Annotated in this window: 10 protein-coding genes; 1 reads left to right on the forward strand and 9 read right to left on the reverse strand. The window is 33.7% G+C overall.

What is annotated here, in order from left to right; translation table 11 throughout:
• Positions 1–27: 27 nt before the first annotated feature.
• Genes Q0783_RS01785 through Q0783_RS01825 form a run of 9 tightly spaced genes read right to left on the reverse strand, consistent with a single transcriptional unit; the run spans position 28 to position 10709 of the window.
• Complete coding sequence (locus Q0783_RS01785) at positions 28–3750, reverse strand: metallophosphoesterase (protein WP_298892780.1); 3723 nt, start codon at positions 3748–3750, stop codon at positions 28–30.
• A 33-nt stretch (positions 3751–3783) separates the two neighbouring features.
• Positions 3784–4728 carry an L-histidine N(alpha)-methyltransferase gene (locus Q0783_RS01790; protein ID WP_298892782.1) on the reverse strand — a complete coding sequence of 315 codons (945 nt, stop codon included), beginning with the start codon at positions 4726–4728 and terminating at the stop codon, positions 3784–3786.
• Between the two features lies 1 nt (position 4729).
• Positions 4730–5875, reverse strand: a complete 1146-nt coding sequence (egtB, locus tag Q0783_RS01795; protein WP_298892784.1) for an ergothioneine biosynthesis protein EgtB — start codon at positions 5873–5875, stop codon at positions 4730–4732.
• A gap of 23 nt (positions 5876–5898) precedes the next feature.
• Complete coding sequence (locus Q0783_RS01800; RefSeq protein ID WP_298892785.1) at positions 5899–7116, reverse strand: bifunctional alpha/beta hydrolase/OsmC family protein; 1218 nt, start codon at positions 7114–7116, stop codon at positions 5899–5901.
• Between the two features lie 10 nt (positions 7117–7126).
• On the reverse strand, positions 7127–7654 hold the full coding sequence (locus tag Q0783_RS01805) for a peptide-methionine (S)-S-oxide reductase (RefSeq protein ID WP_298892787.1): 528 nt from the start codon (positions 7652–7654) through the stop codon (positions 7127–7129).
• Positions 7654–7935 (reverse strand): DUF427 domain-containing protein, encoded by a 282-nt coding sequence (locus Q0783_RS01810; protein ID WP_298892788.1) that lies wholly within the window; start codon positions 7933–7935, stop codon positions 7654–7656. Before Q0783_RS01810 ends, Q0783_RS01805 begins: the two co-directional genes overlap by 1 nt.
• Before the next feature lie 7 nt (positions 7936–7942).
• Entirely contained in the window at positions 7943–8899 is a 957-nt protein-coding gene (locus Q0783_RS01815) for an aldo/keto reductase (RefSeq protein ID WP_298892789.1), read from the reverse strand.
• Positions 8896–9126: a peptide methionine sulfoxide reductase gene (locus tag Q0783_RS01820; RefSeq protein WP_298892790.1), complete on the reverse strand. Its 231-nt coding sequence runs from the start codon at positions 9124–9126 to the stop codon at positions 8896–8898. Before Q0783_RS01820 ends, Q0783_RS01815 begins: the two co-directional genes overlap by 4 nt.
• Before the next feature lie 20 nt (positions 9127–9146).
• Positions 9147–10709: a protein adenylyltransferase SelO gene (locus tag Q0783_RS01825; protein ID WP_298892791.1), complete on the reverse strand. Its 1563-nt coding sequence runs from the start codon at positions 10707–10709 to the stop codon at positions 9147–9149.
• Positions 10710–10915: 206 nt separating this feature from the next.
• On the opposite strand from Q0783_RS01825, the gene Q0783_RS01830 reads away from it, so the two are divergent.
• On the forward strand, positions 10916–12118 hold the full coding sequence (locus tag Q0783_RS01830) for a Pycsar system effector family protein (protein ID WP_298892792.1): 1203 nt from the start codon (positions 10916–10918) through the stop codon (positions 12116–12118).
• The last annotated feature ends 7 nt before the right edge of the window (positions 12119–12125 follow it).

Raw genomic sequence — 12125 nt, forward strand, 5'->3', positions numbered from 1 at the left:
CGTTTTTTAAAAAACACAATTCATTTCTTAAAACCCAAAACCTAGTTTAAAAGCGAAACGTAAACCATCATCACTATTAAATGCTGAAATATTTGCAGTGATCATATCTGCAGCATTAGCAAAAATACCACCTCCAAATGAATTATTCCATCGATCGGAATCTTCACCATCTAGCCAAACACGACCATAATCTACACCACCATAAAAGCCAATATTTAATGGTAATAATCCTGTTTTGATTTTATTTAAATTGAGCCTTAAATCGGTACTTTGAACAAAAGCACTGTTACCAATAAAACGTTCATTTCTATAGCCACGAAGTCCTTCATTTGCTCCTAAATTCGCACCTTGATAAAATTCGAAATCATCTCCCAAATTGATCTGCGCTTTAAGTTTTGTCGCTAAAACTAATTGTCCGCTTGGCACTAATTTATAATCGAAGCTAAGTTCTGGAATGATATATCCAAAACCACTGGATGTACTCACATTATTTTTATATCCTGTTTCTAATGCTATCATCATACCCAATGTTGGAAAAGCAGCATTATCTGTATTGGCATAGTGATACTTTGCTTCAATGCCATAAAAATCTTGCTTGTCAAACACAGAATTATTAGCAGGTAGTAAAGCGATAAAACGACCTTCAGTTCGTTCTACTTCATTAGACTCGTAACTCACACCAACTTTAAAACTAGCACCTAATTGTCCTCTCCAAATTAATGAAGGTGACACTTTAAATGTTCTAATCTTTACACGATTATAATCGAGATCTACATCTAAACCATCGTCATCATCAGCTTCAGGGTTTAGCGACTCGTTACCAAATCCAAAAAAGTTAACGGCATAATTAGGACTTGTAAAATGTGCTTGAATTCCTAGATTCATATGTCCGACTACATTAGCAAACTCGCCATTATATCCCAAATCAAAACCTTGTGTAGCAAAATAGTAAGCCGCAGAAAAGATATGTTGTGATGTAAAAGGATTACGTTCAAAGCCGTAATTAGTTAAAGTATTAGTGAAGCCTAATTTGAATCCGTCATCAGGATTAGCACCTAAGGTTGGAATAAACTGATTACTACTATTTTTTAGTTTTTTATAGTCGTAGATATTCGTCTCATAATCATCGGTTAGTTTGACTTTTCCTTTGTTGGTTAAAAACTCGCTTTCTTTTGATTTATAATCGTATATCTTTACTTTTTTACCATTTTGAATATCATAAACATCTTTATTTTGCCCACCAATCAATCGTATCTTTATGAGCTTGTTGCCTTCACCTGACACCTTAAATACATCATCGTCATCTAAACCATAAATCCAAATCTCTTTGGTGTCTTCACAGGTATAAGTACGCTCGTGAAACACATCAGATTTCTCGCCTTTTTTAATACGATAAGCGGTGACTTTTGTATCGCCATTTGGCAATCGTACAATATCAAACCAATCGTCTTTATCGGTTCCTTTAATCAAACCAAACATGTTGATATGATTGTAGTATTCATCAGATATCTTCTGAAGATTTGATCGTCTGCCTTGTAATTTTCGCTTGATATCTTGAACCGTTTCTTGATTGACTTCAGAAGGGAAATACGTAAACGCTTCATCAATAACCGCGTCTGTAAGATTAGTAACGATCTGTTGTACTTGTGCATTCCAAACGTCGCGATTTGATTCATTTATTAAAGCCATATCCAAAGGGTAAGGCTCTAGATTAAACCACTTCGGACTCTTTAACTCTTCATCATAACTTTTCATTAAGCGTAATGCAGGTACAACCGTTGTTGCAAAACTAAGTAATGCACCATCGGCCATGATAGAAAACGCCTGATCACGATCTCGAGGTACAGGTCGATAAATCGTTTTTCCATTTTCTTTAAACTTAGCCCAACGCCATTGATCTTCATGTCTGTCCCAGTCACCAATAAGCATGTCAAATAAACGTGCCCTAATGTATGCTGGTTCGTCTAGAATATGATCTTCGTCTTCATGAAGTTCTTTTAGTAAATCATCTGTACTTATCAATTCATCTGAAAACCCAAAACTCACTTTATCTCCATGACCATCCGAAGCACGTTCTTCTATCATATATAGTTCATCTCCAAACTCATCATTATACATGCCTAGAGCTTCTTGTTTAGGAATGTAATATAAAACAGGATTCGTATGATAAACACCTACAGCCTTAGATAACGTTGCAATAGTAAAAGGTGCATATGGATGAGACCCAGTAAACACATCTAAAAGTAAACCTTCGGTATACGTATCATCAAATTGTCCTTCAATATATTGATCTTTAAAAGCTACAGCTTGTAAATATTGTAATGCATTTTTACGAAGGGCTCTCATCACATATTCTCTCCCTTGCTTATCTTCTAATCGAACAGATTTTGATTGGTGCCCTCCTCCTTTACGAGTTGGCCTTAAACCTCCAAATAGCGTATCAAGACTTACTGTTGGGGCAGATATTTTTTGACTAAATTCTTCTCTGTAACGTTCTCCCCAAAGTGTTTTATAGAACCCTCCTTTCGTCGTTTCTTCTTCAGTGTATATTGAAGCTGTTGTCTGTTTGGCTATATTATCGTTATAATTTACACTTGCTATTTCTTTTGTAGCCGCATGTATTTCTTTTTGAAAAACTGTTTCATTAGTAGAAGCCTTTACAAAGCTTACAAAAGACGATCCATCTTTAAACACATCAAGAACAGCATAACCTTGAGTTCCATATGAAAACTGACCACCTTGAACATTTCGTGTTGCCGAAATTTTAGATCCTGATCCACTAACAATTTGAGGTAAGTTATCCTGAATTAAATATTGCAAGCTATGTTCATGACCTGAAACAAAAATCGTTTTATCATTCTCTTGAGATAGTGTGATAATACGTTTTCTAAACTCATTATAGTATCTATTCTGAATATCAACAGTGGTCACACCTCCAGTTTTTCGAATCACATTTTTTAGGGTACCTAAAATTGGAATGGGTTTCATATGACTCGCAAATGAAAATTGACCACCATGCGAACCATTAGTAAATATAGGATGATGTAAAGCGATGATTGTTGTTTTTCCTCTCGCCTTTTTTATCAAACCTTCAAATTCGTCAAAAAATTTATTCCTTGTTTTAATTTCACAATCATCATTAATGGTTGGGTGATCGTCCCAATTGGTTAAATACCATTCCGAATCGACTAAGATCATTACAATGTCTTCAGATATAGTGACCTTTTCTAAAGGGCATCCATTTTCAGGTAAAAATGTATTCTTCCCTAGTTGATCTTCAATATACTTCTCTTGTCGTTTTAAGCCTTCAACACCATTACTATACCAATCATGATTACCAGGAATAAAAATAGTTTCTCCTTTAAAATCCTTAACAACATCTGTTTGTGCTTTGAGTTGATACTCGGCAAAAGCCCTTGACTCATCGCCTTTTTCTGGCAGTCCCTTTGGATAAATATTATCACCTAAAAATAGAGCTGTACTATTTTTTGAAGCGTTTTTTAGTTCCTTTTCAAAAGCTATCAAGCCTTGTGAAAGCTCTCCTATTGGAGAATTTCCCGCATCTCCAATTAAGTAAAATGTATGCGCTATCTCTTTGTTTTCTGGATAAGTATCAAAATGCGCCTTAATATCATCACTAATATGCGACAGATTAGATCCCTCGATATTATACTGCGCTTTAAAATTAGCGCAGGCATTTAAAAGAATACTTACTAAAATTAATGGAGCTAATTTATTGAAGGTTTTCATTTGGACGGTTTTGTTTTCTAAAGATATTGATTCTTAATCTAATTTTTCCCATAGACTATCTGTAAAATAATGTTTACAGTCTAGAAAATGTTTTTTTATACTGAAATTCGCCTTTTTAGATAGTTCTTCTATTTCTGAAAGTCCGTATTTTTTTGAGAGCTCAGTCCATATCAATTCGTTTTGTTTGAATTCAATTGTTGCTCCTAATTTTTTGATATCAACCGTTTGTGCTTTTAGGCTCACTATATAACTTTTTACTTCGCCATTTACAGGGTTGTAATGACAGTAAAAATCGAAGTCATCTATCTTGAAATCGGCATCAAATTCGCGATTGATTCTAATTAAAAGGTTGAGATTAAATCGTTTGGTCACGCCTCCTTCATCATAATAAGCATTATGAATTGTTATCGGATTCTTTTTTAAATCCATACCAATGAGCAACTTGTCATTTTTATTCATATTCTTATTAAAAAGTCTTAGTAAGTTACTAGCATCTTCTTGAGAATAATTACCAATGTTACTTCCTAAAAACAACAGTAAACTTGGTGTTTTGCTCTTAGACGTCTCTTTTAGTATTTCAAAATAATCACCTACTTTAGGTGTGATTGAAAGTTCGGGCAAACGTTCTGTTAATTTTTGAGTTAATATTGTAATAGCTTCTTGGGAGATATCTATGGGTATGTAATTAAAGGCAACTGAATTGTTTACCAAATACTCTAAAAGCTTGAATGTTTTGAATCCATCACCTGCGCCAAGTTCAATAATATTGAACGGTTGTTGAAACGCTAAGGCATCTACTATTTGTTGTGCTTGAAGTGAGAGGATTTCAAATTCTGAGTCGGTAAGATAATACTCAGGCATTTGCATAATCTCTTGAAATATGCGACTGCCATTATCATCATAAAAATATTTAGAAGAAAGTTGCTTCTGCTCATTGGTTAAACCATCAATGATGTCTTTTGCAAATGTATTGTTCATATTACTTTACGAGTCTAATTCCTGAAAATTGCCATCTCATTTCTGGATGAAAAAAATTGCGATATGTTGATCTGCTATGTCCATCTACTGTTGCTGCCGAAGCGCCTCTAAGTACCATTTGATTGATCATAAACTTACCGTTATATTCGCCTAGAGCGCCAGGTGCTTTGGAGTAATTAGGATAGGGCAAGTAAGCACTATTAGTCCATTCCCAAAGCTCGCCATAGTTAAAATGCTTTGATGCCACTTCCCATTCAAACTCTGTAGGTAAACGCATTTGTTTCCATTCGGCAAACGCATGAGCTTCATAAAAACTAATGTGATTAACAGGTGTTTTAAGATTAACTTCTTGAAAACCTTGAAGTGTATAGTGATGCCATATCCCATCAATTTTATGCCAATACTCTGGTGCTTTTATAGCATTTTGTTGAATAAAATCCCAACCTTCAGCATGCCATAAATTGAAATTATCATAACCTCCAGCGTCTATGAAATTTATGTAATCTTGATTGGAAATTAACTGATTGGAAATTTCAAATTCATGTAAATACACTTTATGTTTTCCTAATTCATTATCATAACAAAATGAGTCATCATTATGGCCAATATCATAAATACCTTCTTCAATTTTTAACCATTTTGAAGGCTGTTCAATTTCAGTAAAATAAATATCACTTTCAATTGTTGGAAACGTTGGTTGGTTTCCTAAAATGTATTTAACATCATAATAAAACAACTCCTGGTGTTGTTGCTCATGTTGAATGCCGAGTTCTATTATTTTTTTAATCTCTTCTGAAATGTCCTCAGATAAAAACTTGAGCATTTCTTGATCCACGTATTGCCTATATTGATAAACTTCATCAACTGTTGGGCGCGTCATTAAACCTCTATTAGGCCTTAATACACGTGTACCTGCATTGTTATAATAGCTATTGAACAAATAGGCAAAATCCTCGTCAAAAGTTTTGTAACCAGATTTAAATTTAGAAAGCACAAACTGCTCAAAAAACCATGTGCTATGTGCCAAATGCCATTTTGGAGGTGACACGAATATAACAGGTTGTACAGAATAGTCTTCGGTTTTTAGAGTTCTGCAAATTGATGTAAATCGTTGTCTTGTTTTTAGATACGAATCTTTTAATGTCATTGATTGATGATGAAATTTTTGAATTATATAAGTTCTGTGTCAATAATCACTTCACTTTGTAACGTTTTATGAACTGGACACTTTGAAGCAATTTCTTTTAATCGTTGCTTTTGTGAATCGTCTAAGTTACCGATAAAAGTCAACTTTTTTGACAAATGATCTATTCGTTTTGGAGATTCAATGTCTAACATTAAATCATCACTATGTTTCTTAGAATAGGTTATATGAGCATATACCTCTTGTAAATCCCATTGTTTACGTTCGGCATATAATTTTAGGGTCATCACTGTACAAGCAGCTAATCCTGCACTTAGAAAATCATAAGGTGAGGGCCCAAAATCATCACCGCCAACACTATCAGGTTCATCAGCAATAAAATTGTGCTTTGACGTTTGAATTGTAGTTGTAAAATTATCGTTTCTCAAATTTAAATGTGCCACCAACTGTTCTCCTCCTGTATCAAGCATCTTATTTTCCTTAGGTTCAAAGTAACGCTGCACCCAACTGCCTATAATATCTCCAGCATATAAGCTATCTCGAGTATTAGACAGTAAATGATCTGCATCATCAAGGGTCACAAAACTCTTTGGATGATGTGCATTATGATATAATTGCTCGGCATTTTTTATACCTACAATTGTATCGATTGGCGAATGTAAAATAAGTAGTGGTTTTCTAAGAGATTTTACTATTGCTGGTAAATCTGTTTTATCAAAATCTGAAACGAAATCTTCGTCTATTTTGAAAGGTCTACCACCAATATTAACTTCTACTTTACCCTTTTGCTTTATATCTTCGATACCATGAGAAAACAAATGTTTAACATGATTTACTGTGGCTGGAGCACCAATTGTTGCTACTGCCTTGATATTATTCAATTTTGAAGCGGCGACTAAAACAGCTGCTCCACCAAGAGAGTGTCCTACAAGTAAAGCTGGAGCTTCGTAGTTTTCTGTTAGATAATCATTAACAGCTATGAGGTCATCAACATTTGCAGAAAAATGACTGTCTGCAAATTCACCTTCACTACGTCCCAGCCCTGTGAAATCAAATCTTACCACGCCAAAACCGTGATTAGTTAGTGACCGACTAATATTTTTGACAGCACTTAATGTACTGCTACAGGTAAAACAATGTGCGAAAATGGCAAAATAACTTGGCTTTTGATTAGCAGGCAATTCTAAATATGCCTGAAGTTTATGACCTTTATTGTTTTCTATTTTTAATCTCTCGTTACTCATAATTATGCATTTACAGTGTTGCTTCCAACTTTAAATGATCTAACTTATCACAGTTAACTTTGTTGGTATAATTAGTTAATAATAGTTTCAATTTAGGGTTAATAAACGTTTTACAAAACGGTTTTTCGGGGTTTTTAAAATAGTAATTAGTAATCTCTTCTCTTGAGGTTTTAAATGTATTGAAATCTAAAACAAGGGTAATTAATTCATCTTTATGTTGCTTGTTCAAAGCACTTAAAATATGTTTGGATTTTGCTTTTACAACTTCTGAAAATGTATAAATTGCCGAACGATATTTATCGCGCATAGAGTGGTTCTTGGTACTCTTATGTGTTAATACATGAATTTCTATTAGCAGCTCAAGACTAACCTCTTTTGGATTATACGTCACTAGAACACCTTCAGAAAAACTTGCAAATTCATTAGTGGATGCGATATAACCTTGTTCTACAGAAATGACTCCTTTTAACGATTGAAATACAGCTTCTGTACACCAATGACAACCGCCTCCAAATCCTATTTTATCTTCACTATTCATCAATCTGTAACCTCTACACCTCTCCAAAAAGCTACATGCCCTTTTATCGATTTGGCTAATTGAGATACTTCTGGATAATACCAGGCGGCATCTCTATTTTCTTTTCCATCGACTTCTAAAGTGTAATAAGACGCTTCACCTTTCCATGCACATGTGGTATGTGTATCACTTGGTTTAAAAAACTCCTTTTTAATACTTTCGTGTGGAAAATAATGGTTGTTTTCTATAACAACTGTGTCATTACTTTCTGCTATAATTTGATTATTCCAAATGGCTTTCATAATTATTTTAATTCCAATTTAATTGTTTTCGTTCGTTCCAGTAGTTAGTCGTATTAACAGCAAAATCCTTAAGCCGTTCTATATCATTTTCAGATAATTTAAATGATGTCACCTTTGCATTGGATTCTAAATGCGTAACATTTGAGGCTCCACTTAAAACAATACTATCTTTTATTGTCTGCTGACAAAATTTTAAAGCAACAGCATCAATTCCCACGTTATATTTTTCTGATAATTCTTCCAAAACAGTATAGAGTTTGTTATAATTTTGGAATCTTTCATTTCTAAACAAACGACCATTGGCTATAGCTTCTTTAATAATAACCGTTTTATTTTGACCCATTAATTCTGAGTGCAATTCGTACAAGCTTTGGTCTAAAATATTATAAGTGACTTGAAAAGCATCAAATAATTGTTCATTAGCCACAGAAACATCCAAGGCCTTTTTAATCACTTCAATTTGATTAGCTCCACTAGTTGTAATAGCTATGTCAATGCTAAATTCATTTTTCAAAAATGCCAGCCGATTTAGAATGGCATCATTCTCTAGCACACCAGTTTCAAATGTTGCCGAATGGATTTGATATACCTTCAAATTTGGGATGAGTACTTTTGACGTTTCCCATTGTTCATTCAATTTCTTCAAACTGTGTTCTTTCACTTCATGAATCGCAGCATCTGGATTAAAATTAGCCACATAAGTATAACCCCATTTTGTAGCTATTTTAATTTTTGGATCTGTTTTAGTTTTCAACCAATCGATAAGTAACTGCTCAGCTAAGCCATATCCTGGAGCTGTGTCAAAATAGCGAATTCCTAAATTATAAGCTCGCTCAAGCACAGCATAGCCTTGAGTTTTAAAGGCTTCTAAATCACCATCAAAATAATGTCCTTGGCGAATATTAATATACTGTGGTCTGCCAATTGCTGCTGTCCCAAACCCTAATGTTTTGTTTTCATTCATAGGATAATCATATTATTTAAGAATTGAAGGACTTTCTCATCAGGCATCTCACAGGGTTTTAGTAATTCTTTATCTGATGTTATGTAGTAATTTAAACTGATAAAATCATTCCCAGCTAATTCTTCAGCATATATTTTTATACTTTTTCCTTTATTGAAATCTGTTCTTGTGATTCCGTATTTTTTATCCTGAAATATAACTTCACTATACCCTTTTGGCAGTAACATAATGCGTTTTAAAATTGACATTACGAACTACATGATAACATGGAACATCCTACTTTATGTCTTGCCCAATCTGGTCTTTTGGCAAACCATTTTTCATATTCAGGTTGCTCATCGTAAGGTTTCTTCAAAAGCTGAAACAATTCCTCTATCAAGTTATAATTGTCTTTATTGGCATCATCAATTGCCAATTGCGCCATATAATTTCTGAGTACATACTTAGGATTTACAGTATTCATTTTTGATTGCCTTTTAGTATTAGAAAGTAATTCCTTATCCAATCTAAAATCATACCTCTCAAACCAATCTCGCCATTGTTGCGCAATTGTATCAGACACCTCATTAGGTATATAAAAAGCCTCTTTTACTATATCCAGCCCTCTTTTTGCATCGCCTTTTTTGAAGCGACCTAAAAGTCTAAAAAACAATGTCATATCTGTTTCTGTTAATAACAAGACGTCTTCCAAAGCTTGCACTAACATATGGTCTTTGTCGTCATTTAGTTCTAAACCCAATTTGGTTTTCATCATCACTAAAGAGTTCTTTTCAAAATCTGTTTTATAGCTTTCTAAAACAGCTTCCAACGGCTCTACGTCTTCAATTAATGGATATAAGGCATTAGCCAACTGGTATAAATTCCAGAGACCTATGTTAGGCTGGTTACCATAACGATAGCGTTTATGCTGCCTATCGGTTGTATTTGGTGTCCAACCAAAATCAAAACCTTCTAACCAACCATAAGGCCCATAATCTATAGTTAATCCAAGAATAGACATATTATCAGTGTTCATTACACCATGTACAAACCCTACACGCTGCCAATGAATAATCATCTCAAGTGTACGCTGAGAAACTTCAGCAAAAAATTTGATGTATACCTCTTTTGAGGGTGTTCCCAAATGCGTAAAGTGTTGCTGTATTGTGTAATCTACTAACTGTTTAAGAGTTTTATGATCTTGTCGTGCAGCAAATATTTCAAAACTTCCAAAGCGCAAAAATGAAGGCGAAATACGCGATACAATAGCGCCTTTTTCATATGCCGAATTACCATCATATAGCATATCTCTTAAGACCTCATCACCAGACAATGCTAAGGACAAAGCTCGTGTTGTAGGAACGCCAAGATGAAACATCGCTTCACTACATAAATATTCACGAATAGACGATCTTAAAACAGCTAGTCCGTCTGCAGTTCTAGAATATGGTGTTTCACCTGCGCCTTTAAGTTGAACTGTCCATTGTTTTTTATTATGCTCAACTTCAAACAAATTTATTGCTCTTCCATCGCCTAGTTGTCCTGCCCAATTACCAAATTGGTGACCGCCATAACACATCGCATAAGGTTTCGTATTAGGTAATACCTCGTTACCTGTAAATACTTTGGTAAAAGTGTCTGTTGAAACGTCAGTTTCAGATAGTCCTAATGCTTCAGCCATGTCTTTAGAAACATGTAGCATTTTTGGTGCATTGGTTTTCTTTGGTGTGACATAAGAAAAGCAAGCTTCCTTTACTTGACGTCTAGTATTTTCTGAAATAGGATCAGCCGGTAATTCTCGAATAAATGTATGTTTTAGATTTAATTTCATTAAAATTGAACTAATTGATAGTCTGTTTTTTAAAATAAATTTTAAAGTCACATAATTTACAAATAATTTAGTCGTTATCCCTTGAAAAAATTACAGATTTTTTGATCTGTGTGGATGAAAGCATTTTAATAATTTTCGACAAATCTCGTTGTAAAATAGTCATTAATTAAAGTTTAGTATTTTTACTAAATAAACTAACACTCTTTATGGAAACCCTAGTTCTTGAAGCTGAAAAATATGTTACAGGTTATTTAAATGATAATTTAGATCCTAAATTTGTTTATCACAACCTCGCACATACACAACGTGTGGTAGAAAAAGTTAAAGAACTTACAGATACTAGTAGTCTTAGTGACAATGAAAAGCATATTTTATTGATTGCAGCGTGGTTTCATGATACTGGTTTTACGAAAGTAATTGAAGGTCATGAAAAAGAGAGTGTAAAAATTGCTTCTGATTTTTTAAAATCAAAACAAGTTGAAGAAGACACTATCAAAGCGGTTGCTAATATCATATTAGCTACTCAAATGACCTATGAGCCTAAAAATGAACTAGAAGGCATCATTAGAGATGCAGATTGCGCACATGTGTCCAGTAAAAATTATGATGAATTTGCATCACTACTAAGAAAAGAATGGGAACTCACTCAAGACAAATTCATATCAAAGCCTGATTGGGTAAATGATAACATTTCATTCTTAACAAATCATACATTTTATACAAACATAGCTGCCAGTAAATGGGAAAAGCGAAAAGGAAAAAACCTAGCTGGCCTATTACAAAGTCAAAATAAGATTAAGGAAAATACAGAGAAATTAAAGCAAAAAAAAGCCGAATTAAGCTTTAAAAAACACAAACTAGATTTACCTGAACGTGGTATTGAGACCATGTTTAGAGTTGCACTTCGAAATCACATTACCTTAAGCGATATTGCCGATACTAAAGCGAATATTTTACTCTCTGTAAATGCTATTATTATCTCATTAGTATTATCAAATTTAGTCTCTAAACTTGATAACCCATCAAACGACTACCTGATTTGGCCTACTGTAATATTTGCTGCGTTTACAGTAGCTTCTATTGTTTTATCAGTATTAGCTACACGACCAAATGTAACTCAGGGAAAATTTAATAAAGAAGATGTCGCTAATAAAAAAGTTAATTTATTATTCTTTGGAAACTTCCATAAAATGAAACTTGATGAGTTTGAATGGGCTATGAATGAAATGATGCAAGATAGAGATTACTTATACAGTTCTCTAACTAAAGATTTATACTTTTTAGGTCTAGTTTTAAACAGAAAATATAGTTTATTACGTCAAACCTACACTGTTTTTATGATAGGTATAGTAGTAAGTGTTATTGCTTTTGCTATTGCTTTTCAATCTTCTGGAGCAGTGATTCCATAAACTTAAG

The sequence above is a fragment of the uncultured Psychroserpens sp. genome (assembly GCF_947500255.1).
GTDB lineage: Bacteria > Bacteroidota > Bacteroidia > Flavobacteriales > Flavobacteriaceae > Psychroserpens.

What these genes read in the sequence shown, in the direction of transcription:
- Q0783_RS01785 (WP_298892780.1), bottom strand. Translation starts at nt 3,750, where the DNA reads ATGAAAACCTTCAATAAATTAGCTCCATTAATTTTAGTAAGTATTCTT.
- Q0783_RS01790 (WP_298892782.1), bottom strand. Translation starts at nt 4,728, where the DNA reads ATGAACAATACATTTGCAAAAGACATCATTGATGGTTTAACCAATGAG.
- egtB (WP_298892784.1), bottom strand. Translation starts at nt 5,875, where the DNA reads ATGACATTAAAAGATTCGTATCTAAAAACAAGACAACGATTTACATCA.
- Q0783_RS01800 (WP_298892785.1), bottom strand. Translation starts at nt 7,116, where the DNA reads ATGAGTAACGAGAGATTAAAAATAGAAAACAATAAAGGTCATAAACTT.
- Q0783_RS01805 (WP_298892787.1), bottom strand. Translation starts at nt 7,654, where the DNA reads ATGAATAGTGAAGATAAAATAGGATTTGGAGGCGGTTGTCATTGGTGT.
- Q0783_RS01810 (WP_298892788.1), bottom strand. Translation starts at nt 7,935, where the DNA reads ATGAAAGCCATTTGGAATAATCAAATTATAGCAGAAAGTAATGACACA.
- Q0783_RS01815 (WP_298892789.1), bottom strand. Translation starts at nt 8,899, where the DNA reads ATGAATGAAAACAAAACATTAGGGTTTGGGACAGCAGCAATTGGCAGA.
- Q0783_RS01820 (WP_298892790.1), bottom strand. Translation starts at nt 9,126, where the DNA reads ATGTTACTGCCAAAAGGGTATAGTGAAGTTATATTTCAGGATAAAAAA.
- Q0783_RS01825 (WP_298892791.1), bottom strand. Translation starts at nt 10,709, where the DNA reads ATGAAATTAAATCTAAAACATACATTTATTCGAGAATTACCGGCTGAT.
- Q0783_RS01830 (WP_298892792.1), top strand. Translation starts at nt 10,916, where the DNA reads ATGGAAACCCTAGTTCTTGAAGCTGAAAAATATGTTACAGGTTATTTA.